Annotated in this window: 22 protein-coding genes; 9 read left to right on the top strand and 13 right to left on the bottom strand. The window is 64.2% G+C overall.

Annotation, left to right across the window (positions count from 1 at the left end; all coding sequences use genetic code 11):
• Positions 1-2 precede the first annotated feature (2 nt).
• The 4 genes from AC3YMN_RS12635 to osmF all read right to left on the bottom strand — a co-directional run bounded on the left by AC3YMN_RS12635 (position 3) and on the right by osmF (position 3,855).
• A complete protein-coding gene (locus AC3YMN_RS12635) occupies positions 3-758 on the bottom strand; it encodes an ABC transporter permease (protein ID WP_489890280.1) in 756 nt (251 codons plus the stop codon).
• A complete protein-coding gene (locus AC3YMN_RS12630; RefSeq protein WP_489890279.1) occupies positions 755-1,690 on the bottom strand; it encodes an ABC transporter ATP-binding protein in 936 nt (311 codons plus the stop codon). The genes AC3YMN_RS12635 and AC3YMN_RS12630 overlap by 4 nt, the downstream gene beginning before the upstream one ends.
• Positions 1,687-2,877, bottom strand: a complete 1,191-nt coding sequence (locus AC3YMN_RS12625; RefSeq protein WP_489890278.1) for an ABC transporter permease — start codon at positions 2,875-2,877, stop codon at positions 1,687-1,689. The genes AC3YMN_RS12630 and AC3YMN_RS12625 overlap by 4 nt, the downstream gene beginning before the upstream one ends.
• Positions 2,878-2,943: 66 nt before the next feature.
• Positions 2,944-3,855: a glycine betaine ABC transporter substrate-binding protein OsmF gene (osmF, locus tag AC3YMN_RS12620; protein WP_489890277.1), complete on the bottom strand. Its 912-nt coding sequence runs from the start codon at positions 3,853-3,855 to the stop codon at positions 2,944-2,946.
• A gap of 311 nt (positions 3,856-4,166) precedes the next feature.
• Here osmF and AC3YMN_RS12615 point away from each other — a divergent pair, with 311 nt between their 5' ends.
• Complete coding sequence (locus AC3YMN_RS12615) at positions 4,167-5,438, top strand: DUF3422 family protein (protein WP_489890276.1); 1,272 nt, start codon at positions 4,167-4,169, stop codon at positions 5,436-5,438.
• Between the two features lie 12 nt (positions 5,439-5,450).
• On the opposite strand, the gene rhaM is transcribed toward AC3YMN_RS12615, so the two are convergent.
• The 6 genes from rhaM to AC3YMN_RS12585 form a co-directional block, all read right to left on the bottom strand.
• A complete protein-coding gene (rhaM, locus tag AC3YMN_RS12610) occupies positions 5,451-5,774 on the bottom strand; it encodes an L-rhamnose mutarotase (protein WP_489890275.1) in 324 nt (107 codons plus the stop codon).
• Complete coding sequence (locus AC3YMN_RS12605) at positions 5,771-6,769, bottom strand: ABC transporter permease (protein WP_172122717.1); 999 nt, start codon at positions 6,767-6,769, stop codon at positions 5,771-5,773. Before AC3YMN_RS12605 ends, rhaM begins: the two co-directional genes overlap by 4 nt.
• Before the next feature lie 103 nt (positions 6,770-6,872).
• Entirely contained in the window at positions 6,873-7,847 is a 975-nt protein-coding gene (locus AC3YMN_RS12600) for an ABC transporter permease (protein ID WP_489890274.1), read from the bottom strand.
• Complete coding sequence (locus AC3YMN_RS12595; protein ID WP_489890273.1) at positions 7,844-9,352, bottom strand: sugar ABC transporter ATP-binding protein; 1,509 nt, start codon at positions 9,350-9,352, stop codon at positions 7,844-7,846. The genes AC3YMN_RS12600 and AC3YMN_RS12595 overlap by 4 nt, the downstream gene beginning before the upstream one ends.
• Positions 9,353-9,568: 216 nt before the next feature.
• Positions 9,569-10,555, bottom strand: a complete 987-nt coding sequence (rhaS, locus tag AC3YMN_RS12590) for a rhamnose ABC transporter substrate-binding protein (RefSeq protein ID WP_127752332.1) — start codon at positions 10,553-10,555, stop codon at positions 9,569-9,571.
• A gap of 46 nt (positions 10,556-10,601) precedes the next feature.
• Positions 10,602-11,408 carry a DeoR/GlpR family DNA-binding transcription regulator gene (locus tag AC3YMN_RS12585; protein WP_489890272.1) on the bottom strand — a complete coding sequence of 269 codons (807 nt, stop codon included), beginning with the start codon at positions 11,406-11,408 and terminating at the stop codon, positions 10,602-10,604.
• 175 nt (positions 11,409-11,583) lie between these two features.
• Here AC3YMN_RS12585 and AC3YMN_RS12580 point away from each other — a divergent pair, with 175 nt between their 5' ends.
• A complete protein-coding gene (locus AC3YMN_RS12580) occupies positions 11,584-13,683 on the top strand; it encodes a bifunctional rhamnulose-1-phosphate aldolase/short-chain dehydrogenase (protein ID WP_489890271.1) in 2,100 nt (699 codons plus the stop codon).
• 98 nt (positions 13,684-13,781) lie between these two features.
• Positions 13,782-15,071, top strand: coding sequence for an L-rhamnose catabolism isomerase (gene rhaI / locus AC3YMN_RS12575; protein WP_489890270.1), 1,290 nt, complete (start codon positions 13,782-13,784; stop codon positions 15,069-15,071).
• Here rhaI and AC3YMN_RS12570 read toward each other — a convergent pair.
• Positions 15,068-15,967 (bottom strand): LysR substrate-binding domain-containing protein, encoded by a 900-nt coding sequence (locus AC3YMN_RS12570; RefSeq protein WP_489890269.1) that lies wholly within the window; start codon positions 15,965-15,967, stop codon positions 15,068-15,070. The two genes, rhaI and AC3YMN_RS12570, sit on opposite strands and share 4 nt — an antisense overlap.
• A gap of 117 nt (positions 15,968-16,084) precedes the next feature.
• On the opposite strand from AC3YMN_RS12570, the gene AC3YMN_RS12565 reads away from it, so the two are divergent.
• The gene (locus tag AC3YMN_RS12565; RefSeq protein ID WP_127752327.1) at positions 16,085-16,270 is read left to right on the top strand and encodes a hypothetical protein; all 186 of its coding nucleotides are present in this window, start codon (positions 16,085-16,087) and stop codon (positions 16,268-16,270) included.
• Positions 16,271-16,311: 41 nt separating this feature from the next.
• Complete coding sequence (gene ybaK, locus AC3YMN_RS12560; RefSeq protein WP_489890268.1) at positions 16,312-16,785, top strand: Cys-tRNA(Pro) deacylase; 474 nt, start codon at positions 16,312-16,314, stop codon at positions 16,783-16,785.
• Between the two features lie 63 nt (positions 16,786-16,848).
• Here the strand turns inward: ybaK and AC3YMN_RS12555 are convergent, their stop codons facing one another.
• Positions 16,849-16,992, bottom strand: a complete 144-nt coding sequence (locus tag AC3YMN_RS12555) for a DUF1127 domain-containing protein (protein ID WP_127752325.1) — start codon at positions 16,990-16,992, stop codon at positions 16,849-16,851.
• A gap of 210 nt (positions 16,993-17,202) precedes the next feature.
• Between AC3YMN_RS12555 and AC3YMN_RS12550 the strand changes: the two genes are divergently transcribed.
• Genes AC3YMN_RS12550 through AC3YMN_RS12540 form a run of 3 tightly spaced genes read left to right on the top strand, consistent with a single transcriptional unit; the run spans position 17,203 to position 20,082 of the window.
• Entirely contained in the window at positions 17,203-19,476 is a 2,274-nt protein-coding gene (locus AC3YMN_RS12550) for a heavy metal translocating P-type ATPase (protein WP_489890267.1), read from the top strand.
• Complete coding sequence (gene cueR / locus AC3YMN_RS12545) at positions 19,473-19,880, top strand: Cu(I)-responsive transcriptional regulator (RefSeq protein ID WP_489890266.1); 408 nt, start codon at positions 19,473-19,475, stop codon at positions 19,878-19,880. Before AC3YMN_RS12550 ends, cueR begins: the two co-directional genes overlap by 4 nt.
• 1 nt (position 19,881) lies before the next feature.
• Positions 19,882-20,082 (top strand): heavy-metal-associated domain-containing protein, encoded by a 201-nt coding sequence (locus tag AC3YMN_RS12540; RefSeq protein ID WP_127752322.1) that lies wholly within the window; start codon positions 19,882-19,884, stop codon positions 20,080-20,082.
• A 42-nt stretch (positions 20,083-20,124) separates the two neighbouring features.
• On the opposite strand, the gene copM is transcribed toward AC3YMN_RS12540, so the two are convergent.
• The gene (gene copM, locus AC3YMN_RS12535; RefSeq protein ID WP_489890265.1) at positions 20,125-20,481 is read right to left on the bottom strand and encodes a CopM family metallochaperone; all 357 of its coding nucleotides are present in this window, start codon (positions 20,479-20,481) and stop codon (positions 20,125-20,127) included.
• A 139-nt stretch (positions 20,482-20,620) separates the two neighbouring features.
• Between copM and cobF the strand changes: the two genes are divergently transcribed.
• Positions 20,621-21,358 (top strand): precorrin-6A synthase (deacetylating), encoded by a 738-nt coding sequence (cobF, locus tag AC3YMN_RS12530; protein ID WP_489890264.1) that lies wholly within the window; start codon positions 20,621-20,623, stop codon positions 21,356-21,358.
• Positions 21,359-21,383 lie beyond the last annotated feature (25 nt).

The following is a 21,383-nucleotide window of genomic DNA, read 5'->3' as shown; positions in this document are numbered from 1 at the left end:
CTTCACCCCTCCGCCCGGCCCGCCTGCCCCGTCCGCACCATCAGCATCCGCTCGAGCGCCGAAAGCCCATCATAAATCAGCACCGCAAGAACAGCCACGATCAGCCCGCCCTGCAGCACGAAGGCAGTATTACCCGTTAATAGGCCGGCGATGATAACTTCGCCCAGGGTGCGCGCCGCCACGGTCGAGCCGATGGTCGCTGTCGAGAGCGAAATCACTGTCGAGAGCCGAATGCCCGCGAGGATCACCGGCAGCGCCAGCGGCAGCTCGACCTTCATGAGCCGCTGCCAGCCCGTCATCCCCATGCCCTTGGCCGCATCGGTCACCGCGGCGGGCAGATTGGTGAGACCCGTGAGGGTATTTTCGAAGATGGGCAGCAGCCCATACAAAAACAGCGCCAGCAGCGTCGGCGCCGTGCCGAAACTGTTAAGCGCCGGCACCGCCAGCGCCAGCACCGCCACCGGCGGAAAGGTCTGGCCGATATTGGCCAGCGAACGGCAAAGCGGCAGGAACTCGGCCCCGAACGGGCGGGTCACCACGATCGCCAGCCCGGCCGCCGCAATGGTGGCGGCTATGGTGGCCGCCAGCACGATCGCCAGATGGTTGAACGTGATGTCGAGCAGACCGCCCTGGTTGTAGATCGCCGGCTGCCCCGGCTTGGTGAACAGCGCAAAAAACGGGCTGAACAGCTCAGGCTGGATCAAAAACAGCACCAGCACCGCCAGCGCCAGCAGCCGCACCCCATTGCCCGCTGTCATTGCGGTCGCGCCGCCAGCCGCGACAGCGCCTCGCGCGTCACCTGCCCCACGATCTGCCCGTCCCGGCGCACCGGCAGCGCCGCCCGCCCCGACCATAGCAATTCAGCCAAGGCGTCCCGCAGCGAAGCGCCGGCCTCGATCGGCTCGCCCGTTCCGGTGCCGGGCTCGAGATGATCGCCCACCCGCTCGAGCGACAGCAGGCGGAACGGGCGCTCGCTGGTGCCGATCAGCTCGGCTACAAAGGGGCTCGCGGGACGGGCGATGATCTCGGCGGGCGCGGCGCATTGCAACAGCTGGCCCTTGTCCATCACCGCGATCGTGTCGCCCAGGTGAATGGCTTCTTCCATGTCATGGGTCACGAGCACGATCGTGGTCTTGAACCGCCGCTGGATCGCCAGCAGATCCTCCTGCGCCTTGGCGCGGATCAGGGGATCAAGCGCGCCATAGGGCTCGTCCATCAGCAAGATATTGGGCTCGGCCGCCAGCGCCCGCGCCACCCCGATGCGCTGTTGCTGGCCACCCGACAGTTCATGGGGCAGCCGGTCGCGATATTGGCCGGGATCGAGCTGGAACAGCTCGAGCAGTTCATCGACCCGCGCGTTGCGGCGGGCCTTGTCCCAGCCGAGGAGCTTGGGCACGGTGGCGATGTTCTGCGCCACCGTGCGATGGGGAAACAGCCCATGCCCCTGGATGGCGTAGCCCATGCGCCGGCGCAGCTGATAGGCCTCGATGCTGCGCGTATCCTCGCCATCGATGCGGATCGTGCCGGCGCTGGGCTCCACCAGCCGGTTGATCATGCGCAGCAGCGTCGTCTTGCCCGAGCCCGATGTGCCCACGATCACGCAGATCGTGCGCGGCGCCACGGTCAGCGTCACCCCATCGACCACCGCGGTGCCGTCATAGATCTTGGAAACATTGTCGATCTCGATCATGCCGGCCGCCCCCGCCCTCCGCTCATTTCGATCAGCGCGTCGAGCACCACTGCCGCCGCAAAGGCCAGCGCCACGGTTGGAATGGCGCCCAGCAGCACCAGGTCCATGGCGGTTTGTCCGATGCCCTGGAACACAAAGACGCCAAAGCCCCCGCCCCCGATCAGCGCGGCGATAGTCGCAAGGCCGATATTTTGCACCAGCACAATGCGGATCCCGGTCAGAATAACCGGGAAAGCCAGCGGAAACTGAATACCGAGCAGGCGCTGCCTTACCGTCATGCCCATGCCGCGCGCTGCATCCACCGCCGCCGGTGGCACGCCGACCAGCCCCACCACGGTGTTGGAAACGATGGGCAGCAGCGCATAGGCAAACAGCGCTACCAGCGCCGGCGCCGCACCAATGCCCGAAATCCCCAGCCGCGCCGCTCCTGGCACTGTTGCCGCCACCCAGGCGAGCGGCGCAATCAGGAGGCCGAAAAGGGCAATGGATGGAATGGTCTGGATGATGTTGAGCACGCCCAGCACGCCCGCGCGCAGCGGCTTGACCTTGAAGCACAACACGCCCAGCGGCACGCCCACGGCAATCGCTGCCGCCACCGAGCCGAAGGCCAGCGCCAGATGCGTGCGCCCCTCGTTCCAGAACGCGGCGGCGCGGGTGCTGTATTCCTTGAGCAGGGCGAGGTCGTTCCACGCGCCCGACCACAGCCACGCCGCCATCGCCAAGGCCACGCCGGCGAGCACGGCGATGCGCAGCCAGGGCGCCAGGCGCAATCGCGTCAGGCAATCGGCCAGCAGCAGGGCAAAAGCAAACACCAGCAGCCAGAACCCGGCACCCGGGGACACCCGGGCAAAAGTGTTCTCCGGCGGCGTCAGAAACTCCGCCGAGCGCCCGATCATCACCGCCAGCGCTACCAGCGCCAGCGTCGCCGCTCCCAGCTTGATCCGGCGCGGCAGGCGCAGCAATGCCGCGACGATCCCACCCACCAGCACGGCGAGCAGCACCGCGCCCTCGGCGGGCGGCAGGGCCTCGAGGATTCCGCGCGCCTCCCCCGGCACAATGCGGTTGGCGCGAAACAGCGCAAACGGCAAAACCGTCCCCGCCGCGGCGATCGCCGCGATGAGAACGCCAAGCTTGTCGAGGCCGAGCCAACGGAGCCCGCTCGCTGGAGCGGCAGTGGCAGTGCTCATGCGGCTCCCTTGCGCCATGGCAGGCCAGAAGTGGGGTGCATGCGCATCCCCACTTCGCGCACGGGCCTAGTTCAGGAACCCGCCCTGCGTCAGGAAGTCGGTGGCCACCGCCGACGCGGCTTCACCGCCCACCTGCACGCGGCCATTAAGCTCCTGTAGCGTTTCGAGCGTCAGCGCCTCAAACACCGGCGTCAGCAGTTCCTCGATCTGTGGATACTCGGTCAGAACTTCCTCGCGGATGATCGGGGCGGGCTGATAAACGGGCTGCACGCCCTTGTCGTCTTCCAGCACCACCAGGCCCGAAGGCGCGATGCCCCCATCGGTGCCATAAACCATGGCAGCGTTGACGCCATTGGTCTGCTGGGCTGCCGCCGCGATGGTGGCCGCCGTGTCACCGCCCGAAAGGGTAATCAGCTGGTCAGGCGACAGGGCAAAGCCATAGACTTCCTGGAACTTGGGCAGCGCCGCGGGCGAGTTGACGAACTCGGCCGAAGCGGCGAGCTTGACCTCGCCACCACCAGCCACCCATTCCCCGAACTCGGAGAAGGTCTTGAGGTTATTGGCTTCCGCCAGATCGCCCCGCAGTGCCACCGCCCAGGTATTGTTGGCCGGCGACGGGCTCAGCCAGACGATCTTGTTGGCGTCATAGTCGAGCTTTTTGACCTCGGCATAGGCCTTGGCCGCGTCGTTCCAGAGCGCGGGATCGGTCCCCTCGAAGAAATAGGCGCCATTGCCGGTATATTCGGGATAGATGTCGATTTCGCCGGCAATGATGGCTTCGCGCACGATCGGCGTACCGCCCAGCTGCGTGCGATCTTCCACGGCAATGTCGTTATTCTGCAGCACCTGGAGAATGATGTTCCCCAGCACGCCCCCTTCGGTGTCGATCTTGGAGGACACCACCACCTGCGCCTGGGCGGCGGTGATGGAAACAGCAAGCGCGGCGACGGCGCTCAGGAGTTTAACGGCAAGACGCATGGCGATTCTCCGTGTGTGCGGGCGCTCGACCCAGTCGGGTTAACCTAGCGCGCCTGCAAAAATGAGCTAGGGCGAAATTGGCGGCAAAGGAAACAGCTCGGAAAAACTCGCCCAATATTCCTCGTATCCGGGCAAACCGAGCGCGAGCGAAAACACGGCTCTGCGCCGCGCTTCTATCCATGATAAGCGCTACCCCGCCCTAGCGTTCCCGCCTCTTCGACCAAAGTAGCGCGCCCGAACGCCTCATTGCCAAGCGCGGCCGGGTAGCGCCACATGGCCGACCGGCATTCGGGCCGGGCCGGAGCCCTTTCATGGTTCAAACCACCATTGCTGATCACCCCTACCGCGACGCCATCATGGCGGAGGTCCATGCCCGTCCCGTCGAGATCGTGCCCGAGACCTGCCGATTGCGCCGCCTCGTCGTGGTGATGCCGCCCGTGGCCGGCGCCATGCTGGCCGTGTTCGAGCGCTTCGCGGCCTTTTGCGCCGAACAAGGCCTGCCGATGCCCCAGCCCGATACGCGCCAGCACAGCTTTGGCGGCGCCGGACGGCAGGTCACCTGGGAGTTCCACACCGAGTTCGTCACCGTCACTTGGCGCAGCGAGCTGGACGACAACGACAATCGTCCCGATGGGCTTGGCCTTGAGGTTCTGGCCGATGGGCTCCTGATCGGGGCGATGCGGCTTGATGTCATTGCCGAAACCACCATACCCGACCGCCTGGTGCCCGGGTTCAGTCTGCCCAGCCTGTGCCTTGCCAATGTGGAAGCGGGCAAGGCCCAGATCGCCACCGATTTCGTGCCCGATGCGGACCGCTTCACCCGTTTCGAGCTGGCGGCCGGCGGCCTGACGCCGCTGCGCCGCTCCATCATCGTGCGCCGCATTCTCGAGATCGAAACCTATCGCACCATGGCGCTGCTTGGCCTGCCCCTGGCGCGCAGCACCGCGCCCGAATTGCGGCGTATCGAAACCGAACTCACCGCGCTGATGGAAGAGCTTTCCGAGGCGACTACGCCCGCTGCGGTCCAGGCGGCCCTTGATGCCCTCCATGCGCTTTCGGTGCGCTCCAGCCAGATGTCGGAACGCCTCGGCTATCGTTTTGCCGCCGGACACGCCTATGGCGACATCTTGCGCGTGCGGGTGCAGGGCATCCGGGAATCGGGCACCGATCGCGGCTCGACCCTGGGCAGCTATATTGGCAACCGGGTCGATCCGGGTCTCGCCACTTGCGCGGCAATGGAAAAGCGCCTCGCCGTACTGTCGGCCAAGCTCGAACGCGCCATCGGGCTGCTCAATGTGCGCATCGGCGTCGACATGCAGGTGCAAAACGCCGCCGTGCTCGACAACATCGCCCAGACCTCGCGCAGCCAGTTCCTGCTCCAGCGCACGGTTGAAGGGCTGTCGACCATCGCCATCAGCTATTACCTGCTGGGTATCCTGAGCTATCTGCTAGCCGGCCCGCTCGAGGAATTGCACCTGCACAAGACCATGGCGCTCTCCATCGCAGCGCCCTTTGTCGTCTTGGCGGTGTGGCTGATGGCGCGTGCGGTCAGGAAAGCCCACACCCCCTCCTCGCTGCATTGAAACGGCGCGCGGCTACTCCATCCAGAACATGGGCTTGAGGTCGACCGAAACCGGCTCGTTCCGTTCATTGGTGGCCATCACATCGGCCATATGGGCCCACCAGCGCTGCATCACCGGATGGTCGGGCAGCGCGTCCATGGTGTGATCCTTGCGCCGCCACAGCACGCCAAAGAGGATATTGGTTTCCTCATCGAGATGGATGGAATAATCGCGCACGCCGGCCTGCTTGAGCAGGTCAACCAGTTCGGGAAAAATCTCGTCATGCCGCTTTTTGTATTCGGCCGCCATGCCGGGATTGAGCTGCATCTTGAAGGCGTGTTTTTCCCAGTCGCTCATTGGCTGCGCGTTCTCCACAGGCGGAACAGGATGGGCAGCGCGATCACCACGATCAGCAGCGTGCCGATAAAGATCGACATGACGATGCCCGGAACATTGAGCAGCCCAAGCCCGAAGGTCACCAGCCCCATGATTACGGCGGCCAGTACGACGCCAATAATCGAGCCGCCGCCGCCCAGGATATTGACCCCGCCCAGCACCACCATGGTGATGGCCTCGAGCTCGAAGCCTTCGGCAATGGATGGCCGGGTGGAGCCCAGCCGCGCCGTCAGCAGCACGGCGGCAATGCCGCTCATCAGCCCGGTCAGGCAAAACAGCACGAACTTGATGCGATCCACCCGCACGCCGGTAAAGCGCGCCGCCACGGCATTGTTGCCGATGGCATAGATCTGGCGGCCAAAGGTGGTGCGGTGCAGCATGAACCAGAAGATCACTGCCGCCACAACAAACAGCACCAGTTCAAACGAGATCACCCACCACACATAGCCCTGCCCGAAAAAGCTGAAGCTGGCGGGGTAACCCTTGAAGCTGCCATCCCCCAGGATGATGAAGGCGATGCCGCGGAAAAGGCTCATCGTGCCGATGGTAACGACGATCGAGGGCAGTTTGAGCCCGGTCACCAGCGCCCCATTGAAGGCGCCGCACAAAAGCCCCACCCCAACCCCGATCGCGACCAGCCCGGGCGTATCCACGCCCCATTGCAGCGCCAAACCCATCAACGTCGAGGCCAGGGCAATGATCGCCGCTACCGACAGATCGATCTCGCCCGAAATGATAAGCAGCGCCATGGCCAGCGCAATCAGCGCTTTTTCAGTGAAGTTGAAGGTCAGGTCCGACAGCGACCATTCATTGAGGAAGTAAGGCGAAGCCAATGAATTGGCGATGAAAATCCCCACCGCCACCAGCACCAGCAGCGACTCCCAGCTCAGCAGCGCTGAGCGCAAGGGATGGTCTAGCCGGTCCGGCAATTGGCGGGTTGTTACGGTGTCGGTCATCTCATAGCTTCCGATAGTTGCAGATCCAGCGACCCACTGCACCACCCCCCATCCCGACCCTCCCCAAGGGGGGAGGGAGCGCCAGAACCCGGCATGGAAGCCATCACGCCTCCGCCTTTCGCAAGATCACCCGCCCTGCCGAGCGCTCTCCCCGGGCATTGAGCACCACCGCCAACAGGATCGCGCCACCGGAGATCGCCATCTGCCAGAACGGGGAAATATTGATCACCGGCAGCGCATTGTTGATCACGCCCAAGAACAACGCCCCCAGCAACGTGCCGCCCACGGTGCCGATGCCACCGGCAATCGACACGCCGCCGATCACGCAAGCCGCGATGATAGTCAGCTCATAGCCGCTCGCGACCTCCGTCGAGGCGATCACATAGCGCGACACCCAGAGATAACCGCACAGCCCGGCAACCGCGCCGGCAATGGTGAAGGCGAGGAACTTGGTGCGCCCCACATCGATGCCGGTATAAACCGCCGCGGTCGGATTGACCCCGATGGCATAGATCGCGCGCCCGAGCGGGGTGCGCGTCATCAGCACGTAAAAAAGCGCCGCCACCGCAATGGCGATCCAGCTCAGCACCGGCAGCCCCAGCACCACGGCGCGCTGCAGATTGATGAAATCGGGGCTCATCTGGGCGGCATTGACCCAGGCCCCGCCCGAAAGCACGAACACCAGCCCGCGAAAGATCGTCAGCGTCCCCAGGGTCACGACGATGGAGGGGATATTGAGCTTCCACACCAGGAGCCCATTCACCCCGCCCAAAACTGCACCCACAAGTAGGCACATCGCCATCACCGCGGGGATCGGCACCCCCGGAAACGCGGCATTGAACATCGCCGCGATCATGCCGGTTAGCGCCAAATTGGCGGCCTGCGACAGGTCGATGGAGCGGGTCAGGATCACCGCCATCTGCCCGAGCGCCAGCATGATCAGGATGGAGGTGTCGTTGAAAATGGTCAGCAGATTGCCCGGCAGGGCAAAGCGGGGAAAGCGCAGCGTCACCAGCACAATCACCAGCACGATCGCGCCGGCCAGCCAGATCTCGCGCTGCTTGGCGATGCTCCTCATGCCGCCGCTTCCTCTGGCGCGATCCCCGCCGCAAGGCGCACCAGGGTTTCGGGCTGCAGCCCCTTGTTGTCGAGCACGGCCACCACCCGCCCTTCGCGCATCACCACAATGCGGTCGCTCATCCCCAGTACCTCAGGCAGCTCGGACGACACCATGATCACGCTCAGTCCCCCGCTCACCAACTCGCCCATGAAGCCATGCACCGCCGCCTTGGAGCCGATATCGATGCCCTTGGTGGGCTCGTCGAGAATGATCACCCGTGGCCCGGTCGCCAGCCATTTGGCGATAACCACCTTTTGCTGGTTGCCGCCCGAAAGGGTCGACACATCCTGGCTGAGCGAGGAGGCGCGCAGATCGAGCCGCCCGGTGAACGAGCGTGCCAGCGCAAATTCCTGAGCCAGCTGCAGCACATGGCTCTTGCTCGTGCGGCGCAGCGAGGGCAGTGACACATTCTGGAAAATGGGCAGGTTGGTGATCACCCCCTGCCGCCCGCGTTCCTCGGGCACATAAACAATACCCGCTTCCACCGCATCGGCAGCCGAGCGCGGCTTGATCGGCTTGCCGTTCAGCCTCAGCGTACCGCCCGATAGGGCCGTCATGCCGAACACCGCTTGCATCACCTCGCTGCGCCCCGCCCCCACGAGGCCATAAAACCCGAGGATTTCGCCCCGGCGCAGGCTGAACGACACATCCTCGAACTCGGTGGGGTGCGACAGCCCCCTCGCCTCGAGCACCACCTCTCCGATCTCGGGCGTGCGGGCGGGAAAGATCTGGTCCACCGCCCGGCCCACCATCATCTGCACGATCTGGTTCTGGCTGGTGTCGCGGATCAGCCCCTTGCCCACCATTTCGCCATCGCGAAACACGGTGAAGCGGTCGGCAATGCGATAGATCTCGTCGAATTTGTGGGAGATGAAGAGGATCGCCTTGCCGTCTTCCTTAAGCAGCTCGATGAGCACATAAAGCTCCTCGATCTCCTTTTGGCTGAGCGCGGCGGTGGGTTCATCCATGATCACCACCTGCGCGTCGATCGACAGCGCGCGCGCCACCGCCACCAGGTGCTTTTTGGCGATCCCCAGTTCCTTGAGCTTGAGATCGGGTTCGATCCCGGCCGCCATGGCATCGAGCGTCGCCTTGGCCTCACTGCGCATGGTGCGCCAGTCGATCAGCCCCAGCCGCGTGCGCGGCGCATGGCCCAGATAAATGTTTTCGGCCACGGTCAGCTCGTCGAACAGCACCGTTTCCTGGTGGATCGCCGTCACCCCCGCCGCAAAGGCGGCATGTGCCGTGGGCAGCACCACGGGCTTGCCCGCAATGGCAATTTCCCCCGCATCGGGCTGGTAGATCCCGGTCAGGATCTTGACCAGGGTGGATTTGCCGGCTCCGTTCTCCCCGATCAGCGCCGTCACCTCGCCCGGATAAAGCTCCAGCGCCACGCCATTGAGCGCCCGCACGCCGGGAAAGCTCTTGCCGATGCCAGAAAGGGTCAGGATGGGCTGCGTCATCTACGTTCCCGATGGTGGCGCCGGGGGTACCCGCCATGCGCGGAACCACCGGCTTTTGTGCTTCCCTCCCCCTTGAGGGTAGGGATCGAGGGAGGGGGTCGGCTGGTGATCACTGAAGGACCCCCACCCCGGCCCTCCTCTCCCCTCAAGGGGTAGGGAGGGCAGACTGCAGCTACCCTGCCTTGACGGGGTGCTATCGCCCTGCGCGCACGGAGCTCAATAGATCTTGGAGAACTCTTCGATATTGGTCTTGTCGAATTGGAACGGCACGGCCATTGCCGCCGCGTTGGTGTCGTCAAGCGTCACTTCGCCGACCCGGCCGATGGAGAATGTTTCACCCGGCGCCGCTTCCTTGCCGTCGATCAACTGGTCGGCCAGCATCACCGCCGAATAGCCCAGATCGATGGGGTTCCACAGCGCCACGGCCTGGGACGCGCCATTGTCGATGAACTGCTTGAATTCGGAGGGGAGCGCGAGGCCCGTCACATTGATCTTGCCGATCAGGTTCTGGTCGGTCACCACCTGGGCCGCCGCGACAACACCCACCGTAGTGGGGGCAATGATGGCCTTGAGGTCGGGATGGGCGGCGATCAGGCCCTTGGCTTCCTCGGTGGATTTGACCGAGTCATCATCGCCGTAAACCGTCGCGACGAGATTGATGTTGGGGAATTTCTCGGGCAGTGCCGCCTTGGCCGCCTCGATCCAGGCATTCTGGTTGGTGGCGGTGGATGCGGCCGACAGGATCGCCACATCGCCGCCTTCAGGCAGGTGGTCTGCGGCCAGCTTGATGATGGTTTCCCCGATCAGCGCGGTGTCGGATGGGTTGAGGTGGATCTGGCGGCCTTCCTCGGCAACGCCTGAGTCAAAGCTCACCACCTTGATGCCGCGCTGCATGGCGCGCTGCAGTGCCGGCACCAACGCGTCGGGGTCATTGGCCGAGATGGCGATGGCGTCGACCTGCTGGGCAATCAGCGAATTGACCACTTCGATCTGCGCTTCGGCCGTGGCGGCGGTTGGGCCGGTATAGATCACCTCGACATCGCCCAATTCGGCGGCCGCTTCCTGCGCGCCCTTGTTGGCGGCATCGAAAAAGCCGTTGCCCAGCGATTTGACCACCAGCGCAATGCGCGTCTGGGCATAGGCTGGTGCGGCGAGCAGCACGGCGACAGCCGTGGATGCGGCCAGGATCTTGATCAGTTTCATGCGGTATTCCCTCCCTGGAATGCTTTGATATCAGCTAGTTGTTGGCTCAGGCCCTGCTGGATTGCGCTTGGACCTGAGTAGTTGTTTCGGCCACGATCAACCGCACGCCTGCCGTTTCGAGCATCTGGCGGTCTTCGTCACGGATGCCGCTGTCGGTGATCACCGCGGCGATCTTGTTGAGTTCACACAGGATCAGGCTCGAGCGGCCCGAAAACTTCGATGAATCGGCGAGCACGATCAGCTCCTCGGCCTGCCCGATCAGCGCCAGTTCCGATTGCACGACCATCGGGTCGGCTTCCATCAGCCCGTGCTCGCCAATTCCCTGGCAGCCGATAAACATGCGCTTGGCGTAGAAATGCGAGGCCACCACCCCGCCAAAGGGCGACAGGATTACATTCTGGTCGCGATAGATGGTTCCGCCCGGAATAACCACGCTGTTGCGCGAATTGTGGATCAGGTGTTCGGCGATGGCGAAGCTGTTGGTGAACACGGTCAGCCGCTTGCCCGTCAGATGATGCACCATCTGATAGGTCGTGGTGCCGCCATTGATGATGATCGGCTCGCCGTCGCGGCAAAGCTGCGCCGCAGCGCGGGCGATTGCCTGCTTTTGCGCGATATTGAGCGTTTCATTGACCGAGAAGGGCCGCCCCATCAGCGCGCCTTCTTCGGGCGGGTTCACCGCTTCCGCGCCACCCCGCACCCGCCGCAACTGCCCGCTCAGATGCAGCGCCGCAATGTCCCGGCGGATCGTGGCTTCCGAAGCGCCGGTGACGTCGCAGAGTTCAGCCACGCTCACGAAGGAACGCGTCCGCAGCGCAGCCCCGATGACTCTATGGCGCTCTGTTTCATGCACGGCAGCACTCCTCCCGTCAGCATTCCTTGCGCGCTTTTCAATCAGTGTCAATCATTGACCCACCTGAATTACTCAGCATTGCGCAGTTCTGCTTGCTGTTGATCGTTTGTGATTGACAGCGCATTTCAATCATGGCCAGTTCGGCAGGAGTTTTGCCCGATCTGAGAGGAACCCCATGTCCGCCCCCGCCCCCAAGCGCCTCCAGAATTTATGGGATGATGCCAAGGCCGCCGCCATGAGCGAGCCCGAGCGGCTGGTTTACCGCTCCAACATTTTGGGCAGCGACAAGCGGGTCACCAACTATGGCGGCGGCAATACCTCCTCCAAGATCATGCAAAAGGATCCCCTCACCGGCGAGATGGTCGAGGTGCTTTGGGTCAAGGGCTCGGGCGGGGACAGCGCCTCGATCAAGCTCGATGGTTTTGCCACCCTGTATATGGACAAGCTGCGGGCTCTCAAGAACCTCTACCGCGGGGTCGACTTCGAAGACGAGATGGTGGGCTATCTCCCCCATGCCACCTTCAACCTCAACCCGCGCGCCGCCTCGATCGACACTCCGCTCCACGCCTATGTGAACCATCCCTTTGTGGATCACATGCACCCCGACGCCATCATCGCCATCGCGGCTTCGAAAAACTCGCGCGAACTCACGCGCCAGATTTTCGGCGACACGATCGGCTGGCTGCCCTGGAAAAAGCCGGGCTTCGAGCTTGGCCTGTGGCTGGGCAAGTTCTGCGAAGAAAACCCCAATGCCAAGGGAGTGATCCTCGAATCCCACGGCCTCTTTACCTGGGGCGACACCCCTCGGGAGTGCTACGAAACCACCATCGCCATCATCAACCAGGCCATCGAGTGGTTCGAAGCGCAAACCGCGGGCAAGACCATCTTTGGTGGCGCGGCCGTCCAGGTGCTGCCGCCGGAACAGCGCCGAGCCATCGCCGCCCGCCTGATGCCGAAAATCCGCGGCTTCATTTCCGAGGACAGCCATAAGCTGGGCCATTTCGACGATTCCCCGGCCGTGCTGGAATTCGTCAACTCCAACAATCTGCGCCCGCTCGCGGCGCTGGGCACCTCCTGCCCCGACCATTTTCTGCGCACCAAAATTCGGCCTCTGGTGATCGATTTCGATCCTACCAACCCCGATATCGACGCCGTTATCGCCGGCCTTGGCGACCAGATCGCCGCCTATCGCGCCGACTACGCCGCCTACTACGAGCGCTGCAAGCACGACAATTCCCCGGCGATGCGCGACCCCAATGCCGTGGTTTACCTTATGCCTGGTGTCGGCATGTTCACCTTTGCCAAGGACAAGGCGACCGCCCGCATTTCGGGCGAGTTCTATGTCAACGCCATCAATGTGATGCGCGGCGCCTCGACCGTCAGCGAATACCAGGGCCTGCCCGAGCAGGAGGCCTTCGACATCGAATATTGGCTCCTCGAAGAAGCCAAGCTCGCGCGCTTGCCCAAGCCCAAGTCCCTGGCCGGCAAAATCGCCCTCGTCACCGGCGGCGCCGGCGGCATCGGCAAGGCCACTGCCGCCCGGCTGCTGCGCGAAGGCGCCTGCGTGGTCCTCGCCGATATCGACCAGGCCGCGCTCGACGCGGCCACTGCCGAACTCTCGGGCGTGTTCGGCGCCGACTTTGTACGCCCCGTCAACATCAACGTCACGCGCGAGGAACAAGTCATCTCCGGCTTCGCCCAGGCCGTGGTGGAGTTCGGCGGGCTCGATATCCTTGTCTCCAATGCGGGCCTCGCCTCCTCCGCGCCCATCGAGGACACGACGCTCGAGCTCTGGAACCGCAACATGGACATCCTGTCCACCGGCTATTTCCTCGTCTCGCGCGAAGCTTTCCGCCTGTTCCGCGCCCAAGAGATCGGCGGCAATGTGGTCTTTGTCGCCTCCAAGAACGGCCTTGCCGCTTCGCCCAATGCCGCCGCTTATTGCACCGCGAAAGCCGCCGAGATCCACCTCGCCCGCTGCCTGGCCCTCGAGGGCGCTGAAGCGCAGATCCGCGTCAATGTCGTCAATCCCGATGCGGTGTTGCGCGGCTCTAAAATCTGGGCCGGCGAATGGCTCGAACAGCGCGCCTCGACCTACAAGACCGACAAGGAGGGCCTGGAGGACATGTATCGCCAGCGCTCGCTGCTTAAGCGCTCCGTGTTCCCCGAGGACATCGCCGAAGCCATCTATTTCTTTGCCAGCGAAGCCTCGGCCAAATCCACCGGCAACATCCTCAATGTCGACGCGGGCAACGCCCAATCCTTTACGCGCTGATTCACGCAGAACAAAAACAACAAACACGCGGCTCCTGCCCTTCCCTCCCCCTTGAGCGGAGGGACCGAGGGAGAGGGTCGCAGAGGGAGGCACCAGAAATGACCGATCACATCATCGACCCCACCGCGATCGAAGCTGACAACGCCAAGCGCGAAGCCGATCTGCGGGCGGACTACGACTCCCTCGGCGAGCGGCTCGACCGGCGCGGCATCGCCATCGAGGCGATCAAACAAAAGGTCGCCAGTTTCAACATCGCCGTCCCCTCCTGGGGCGTCGGCACCGGCGGCACCCGCTTTGCCCGCTTCCCCGGCCAGGGCGAGCCGCGCGATATCTTCGACAAGCTCGAAGACTGCGCCGTGATCGCCCAGCTGACGCAAGCCACCCGCACCGTTTCCCTCCATATCCCCTGGGACAAGGCCGATCCCAACCGCCTCAAGCAGGCTGCCTCGCGGTTCGGCCTCGGCTTTGATGCGATGAACTCCAACACCTTCTCGGACGCCCGCGGCCAGCTGGAAAGCTACAAGTTCGGTTCGCTCTCCGCTGCCGACCCGGCGACGCGCCAGCAGGCCATCGAGCACAACATCGAATGCATCGAGATCGGCCAGACCCTGGGGTCCAAGGCCCTCACCGTCTGGATCGGCGACGGCTCCAACTTCCCCGGCCAGGTCAATTTCGCCACCCAGTTCGAGCATTATCTCGACGCCATGAAGGCGATCTATGCCGCCCTCCCCGCTGACTGGCGGGTCTACACCGAACACAAGATGTATGAGCCAGCCTTTTATTCAACGGTCGTGCAGGACTGGGGCACCAACTACCTCATCGCCACTGAGCTCGGTGACAAGGCCTTCTGCCTCGTCGATCTCGGCCACCACGCGCCCAACACCAATATCGAAATGATCGTTTCGCGCCTCGCCCAGTTCGGCAAGCTCGGCGGCTTTCACTTCAACGACTCCAAATATGGCGACGACGACCTCGATGCCGGCTCGATCGATCCCTACCGCCTGTTCCTCGTCTTCAACGAGCTGGTGGATGCCGAAGCCCGCTACCCCGACTTCCGCCCCGCCCATATGCTCGACCAATCCCACAACGTCACCGACCCCATCGAATCGCTGATGCTGTCGGCCGCCGATGTGCAGCGGGCCTATGCCCAAGCACTCCTCGTCGATCGCGCCGCGCTCGCAGCAGCGCAGCAGGGCAATGATGCCCTCGGCGCCACCCAGGCCCTGCGCCTCGCCTATCGCACCGATGTGGAGCCGATCCTCGCCATGGTGCGCCTCGAAGCGGGCGGCGCCATCGACTTGCTCGGCGCCTACCGGGCCTCTGGCTATCGCGCCAAGGTCGCGGCCATCCGCCCGGCGGTGGAAGGCGGCTCGGGCGGTATTGTCTAGCTCTGCTCCAGCGCCCGCAGCGGCGCAGTCGCCTCGAGGATCCAGTCGCGAAAGGCGCGGATCTTGGGGTTGTTGCGCCGCGCTTCGGGGTAGACGAGATAGTAGTAGTGCCCGTCCCAGCCCACGGTCGAAAAGGGCTGCACCATACGGCCGGCGCGGATTTCCTCGGGGTAGAACTGGGGCGTCAGCATGGCGACGCCCCGCCCGGCCATCACGGCCACCGCTTCCATGGATTGAAAGCCCAGCCGGGCGAAGGGTCGCTCGGGCGTGGGCGGCACCGCCACCCCTGCCCGCTTGAACCAGGCCGCAACCCACGGATCATCGGGGGTGATCTGGGGCACCCGCAACAGATCGGCGGGTTCGCGCACCCCATATTCCTCCACCAGCCGCGGATGCAGCATGGGGGCATATTCCACCTTGGTCAGCCCATGCGCCACCAGTCCCGGCGCCACCCGCCCCGTGGCGCGGATCGCCACATCGATCTCCGTGCCGGCAAAATCGATGATCTCGGGCGCGCTTTCGATTCGCACCGCAATATCGGGATGCCCGACCTGAAAGAGCCCCAGGTTGGCCGCCAGCCACTGGCTGGCGAAAGTGGGCACCGCGCTGATCGCGAGCGTGGCGTCGACCCGCCCGCCCAGTTCGGCAAAAGCCGCCCGCAGCACCGCAAAGCCCTTCGCAACTTCAGGCGCCAGCTGCGCCCCAGTCTGGCTGAGCTCAATGCGGCGCGGCTTGCGCAGGAATAATGGCGTGCCCACCCGCTCCTCGATAATGCGGATCTGGTAGCTGACAGCGGCCTGGGTCATGCCCAGTTCCTCGGCCGCACGGGTAAAGCTCAAATGACGCGCCACGGCTTCGAAGGCGCGGATCGCCGGCAGGGGTGGCAAGGGGCTCATGCATCAAACCTCCTTATGGGAGCCTTGGCAGCTTTAGTTGGAAGCGCGCCGGCCCGCCAGCAATAATCGCGGCTATCCCGATCACCCCGGAGGCAGCCGCATAAGGCTGGTTATGCCATGAGTGTTGTTTCAAGCTGCGAAGAAGCGCGCGATCCGGCCCCGCGCCGCCCGTGGAATCCGCTGCGCAACTGGCTGATCCGTCGCCACCGGCGCCGCGTCACCCTCGATCTGCTCCATGCCTCGCCCCATCTGCTGCGCGATATCGGCGCCGAAACCATTCTGGGCGATCATTGTCCGCGCTAGGCCCGCTTGCCAGCCAATATGGGAGCGGTAAACTCGGCTCCATGTCCAAGACCACGCCTGCCACCACAGCCCTTCTCAAAGCCGGCATCCCCTTTGAGCTCGCGACCTACGCTTACGATCCAGATGCCGAGCGGGTGGGGCTGCAGGCTGCCGAAGCCATGGGCGTTGATCCCGGCTGCGTGTTCAAGACGCTGATGGCCGAGGTGGATGGCAAGCCAGTCTGTGTCGTCGTCCCGTCGGACGAGGAAGTGAACATGAAAAAGCTTGCCGCCGCCTTTGGCGGCAAGACCGCGCAGATGATGAAGCCCGCCGTCGCCGAGCGCCTCACCGGCTACAAGGTCGGGGGCATCAGCCCCTTCGGGCAGCGCAAGGCCGTGCCCACTTGCGTGGAAGAACTCGTCGCCTTGCAGGACCGGGTTTATCTCAATGGCGGCCAACGCGGGCTGCAGATCAATCTGGCGCCCGACGATCTCGTCCGCGCCCTGGGCGGCAAGACCGCCGACCTCATCCGTTAGTTCCTGAAAAGACAAAAGGCGCCCAAGTGGACGCCTTCTTCTTCGAATGCTGCTGGAAAGAGCTTAGAAGCCCTTGCCCTGCGCAATGTTCTTGATGTCGCCCTTGGTAATGCCCAAATCATTGAGCTGGCGAGCGTCAAGCGAGTTCAGTTCGCGCAGGGTGCGCTGGTACTGGACATAGTTGCGGATCGACTGACGGATGTTCATTTTCTTGGGGTCCTCTCTTTTGCTGAGCCTTATGTAGTGGCACCCCCGGCTGATGAGAACCGCGCCTTGCTGCACACCTCTTATGCACTAGGTGCAAACAAAATGAGCACGGGCTTCACAATCCATTCATTCTGATGGCGCGAAAGCGGCAGAAGCCCTTGACCTTCCCACGATGGGAAGCCCTACATGGGGTGGGACGAGGTGAAAATCATGACTGACCAGGCACTCCAAACCCGACCCGTTTCCATCGATATCGAAGGCATGACCTGCGCTTCCTGCGTGGCGAGGGTGGAACGCGCATTGCTCAAAACCCCCGGCGTCAAGGCGGCTTCCGTCAATCTCGCCACCGAGCGCGCCACTGTCGAGCTCACTCCTGATGCGCAACTCGAGCCCGTTCTCGCCGCCATAACCAAGGCCGGCTATTCCGGCCAGCCCGCGCCCGAACAGCGCAGCAGCCATGCCGGCCACCACCATGACGAGGACGCCGCCGTGCTCCGGCGCGACGTGATCCTTGCCGCGGTTCTGACGGGGCCGATGTTCGTGCTCGAAATGGGCAGCCACCTGATCCCCGGCATGCATATGGCGGTGATGCATTTGGTGCCCACTCAGTGGCTTTACATCGCCTATTTTGTCATCACGACCATTGTGCTCTTCGTGCCCGGACGCCGCTTTTTTGCGCATGGCATTCCGGCCCTCTTGCGCGGCGCCCCCGAGATGAACTCGCTCGTCGCCTTGGGCGCGGGCGCGGCCTATCTTTATTCAACGCTCGTTACCTTCGCGCCCGACCTCGTGCCTGCCACCAGCCGCTATGTGTATTTCGAAGCGGCGGCCGTGATCGTGACGCTGATCCTGCTTGGCCGGCTCCTTGAAGCACTGGCAAAGGGCCGCACTGGCGCCGCCATTGCCCGGCTGGTGCAGCAACAGGCCAAGACCGCCCAGGTGCAGCGCAATGGCAGCTTTGTGCAAGTGCCCATCGATCAGGTGGTCGTCGGCGATATCCTCCTGGTGCGCCCCGGCGAAAAGATCGCTGTCGATGGCGAGATCGTGGGCGGGCAAAGCCATGTCGATGAATCCATGATCTCGGGCGAGCCCATCCCGGTGAGCAAGGCCGAAGGCGCCAGTGTGGTCGGCGGCACCGTCAATGGCGAAGGCAGTTTCACCTTCCGCGCCACCAAGGTGGGGGCCGATACCATGCTGGCCCAGATTATCCGCATGGTCGAGGACGCCCAGGGCGGCAAGCTCCCCATCCAGGCGCTGGTGGACCGCATCACCTTCTGGTTCGTGCCCGCCGTGATGGCGGCAGCCCTCGCCACCTTTGTGGTCTGGCTGCTCTGGGGGCCTGAGCCCAGCTATCTCTTCGGGCTCGTCAATGCCGTGGCTGTCCTCATCATCGCCTGCCCCTGCGCCATGGGTCTGGCCACCCCCACCTCGATCATGGTGGGCACCGGCCGTGCCGCGGAACTGGGCGTCCTCTTCCGCCGCAGCGAAGCCCTGCAAAGCCTGCGCGACGTCGATATCGTCGCCTTTGACAAGACCGGCACCCTGACCGAAGGGCGTCCCGTGCTGACCGATCTCGTTGTTGCCGAGGGCTTTGCCGAGCCCGAAGTGCTTGCCCTGATGGCGGCGGTGGAACATTACTCCGAACATCCCATCGCCACCGCCATCGTTGCCGCCGCCACCGAGCGCGGCCTGCCCATCGCCGAGGCCGAGCAGTTCGCCTCCTCGGCCGGCCACGGCATCAGCGGCGTTGTTGGCGGTCGCCAGGTGCTGGTGGGCAATGCCGGCCAGCTGCCCGAGATCGACCAAACCCGGTTTGCCGATCAGCTCGCCACCCTCGCCAGCCAGGGCAAGACACCCATTCTGGTGGGTGTCGATGGCAAGCTCGCCGCCGTCGCCGCCGTTGCCGATCGGGCCCGCCCCACCAGCAAGGCGGTGATCGCCGAACTGCACCGCTTAGGCATTCGCACCGCCATGATCTCGGGCGACAACCAGCGCACGGCCCAAGCCATTGCCGACCAGCTCGGGATCGATGAAGTGCGCGCCGAAATCCTGCCGGCCGGCAAGGTCGAGGCCATCAATTCGCTACGCCGCGGCGGAGGCAAGATCGCCTTTGTCGGCGATGGCATCAATGATGCGCCCGCGCTGGCCGCCGCCGATATCGGCATTGCCGTGGGCACCGGCACCGATGTCGCCATCGAAAGCGCCGATGTCGTCCTCTTGGGCGGCGATCTCAAGGGGGTGCTCAATGCCCTCACCATCAGCCGCGCCACCATGCGCAATATCGCCGAGAACCTCTTCTGGGCCTTCGCCTACAACGTCATCCTGATCCCGGTGGCGGCAGGCGTGCTCTATCCCAGCTTTGGCATCCTGCTGTCCCCCATGATCGGGGCGGGCGCCATGGCCCTATCGAGCGTGTTCGTGGTCGGCAACGCCCAGCGGCTGCGCACCGTGCGCCCCGCGACCCTGCAAGGAGTGAACCCATGAATATCGGGGAGGCCGCCCAGGCCTCGGGCGTTTCGGCCAAGATGATCCGCTACTACGAATCCATCGGCCTGATCGAGCCGCCCGCGCGCACCGACAGCAATTACCGCGTTTACGACCCCGATCAGGTGCATGTGCTGCGCTTCATCAAGCGGGCGCGCACCCTGGGCTTTTCCGTCGAGGAAACCAGCCGCCTCCTCAGCCTCTGGCAGGACAAGAGCCGCGCCAGCGCCGAGGTCAAGGCGGTGGCATCGGCCCATATCGCCGACCTCGAAACCAAGATTGCCGAACTGCAGGGCATGGTCGGGACGCTCAAGCATCTCGTTCACTGCTGCGGCGGCGACGACCGGCCCAATTGCCCGATCCTCGATGATCTGGCCGGGCCGCAACCCGTGAAAGGACATTGAAATGAGCCAAACAACCACTCTGCGCGTCGAGGATATGAGCTGCGCCCATTGCGTGGGCACCGTGCGCAAGGCGCTCGAGGAAGCGCTCCCCGGCGCCGAGATCGCCGTTGATCTCGACACCCACCGCGTCAGCTTCACCGGCGACCGCGCCAAGGCGGAAGCGGCCATCCGCGAAGCCGGCTACACCCCCGAGCCGGCATAAACCCGAAGGGCCACGCTCCTTTCCGAGCGTGGCCCTCTTTCCTTAGTGGCCGTGTTTGGCCAGCCATTCCTGCATCTGGGCGATCTCGCCTTCCTGGTCGGCGATGATCTTTTCGGCCAGCGCCTTGATCTCGGGATCGCTGCCATGCTCGAGCACGATCTGCGCCATCTCCACCGCGCTTTGGTGATGTGGGATCATGCCGCGCACGAAATCCACATCGGCGTCGCCGCTATAGTCGAGGTCCATCGCCTCGTGCATGCGCATATTGGCCGCCTTGAAGGCTTCGGTTGCCGGGCTGTCGCCGCCAGCCATGCCATGGCCGGCATGATCCTGCGCCGCTACCGGCAGGCTCAAGGCCGCAGCCACGCACAGGGAAAGAGCCAGACACTTCATTTTCAAACCTCCTGATTGGTCGGGGCACGAGCTATGCGGCGTTCCAACATGGGAAGGTCAAGCCCCGTTCCCCGTCCGCACGGACGCGGTGGCTTGTTCGCCCCGCCCCTTCATGCCATCTCCCCCCACAGCCAGGAGAACGCGCGTGAAAACCATCATCCTTGTGGGCATCGGCACCGGCAATCCCGAGCATCTGACCGTGCAGGCCATCAATGCCCTCCAGCGCGCCGGCACCCTCTTCATCCCCGACAAGGGCGAGGACAAGGCCGAGCTCGCCCAGGTCAGACGCGAGATCTGCGAGCGCTATCTCGAGGCCCCCAATCTCGTGCCCTATCGCGTCCCCACCCGCCGCAGCGGCCCCGATTACAACCAGACCGTGGCCGAATGGCACGCCACGCTCGCCGGCATCTTCGCCGAGCTCATCGCCACCCGTGTGCCCGATGGCGGCTCCTGCGCCTTTCTCGTCTGGGGTGATCCGGGGCTCTACGACAGCACCCTGCGCATCATCGCGCAATTGCCCCAGCCGGAAACCTTCCACGTCGAAGTCATCCCCGGCATCACCTCCATCCAGGCGCTGACCTCAGCCCACGCCATTGCCCTTAATCGCATCGGCGAGCCCGTCCAGATCACCACCGGCCGCCGCCTCGCCGAATCGGGCCTTCAGAACGACAGCGTGGTCATGCTCGACGGGCAAACCGCCTTTATCCATGCCGATCCAGAGCTCGAGATCTTCTGGGGCGCCTATCTCGGCACCCCCGACCAGCTCACCATTGCCGGCCGCCTTGGGGATGTGCGCGACACCATCATCGAGACGCGCCAGGCCGCCCGCGCGCGCCATGGCTGGATCATGGACATCTACCTGCTGCGACAACGCGAACCATAGAGCGCTTTGTGCCGCCCGAGGGATC

Source organism: Devosia sp. Z11_6, assembly GCF_058133665.1.
The sequence above is the reverse complement of the archived record's forward strand: the minus strand, read 5'-3'. Positions and strand labels throughout refer to the sequence as shown.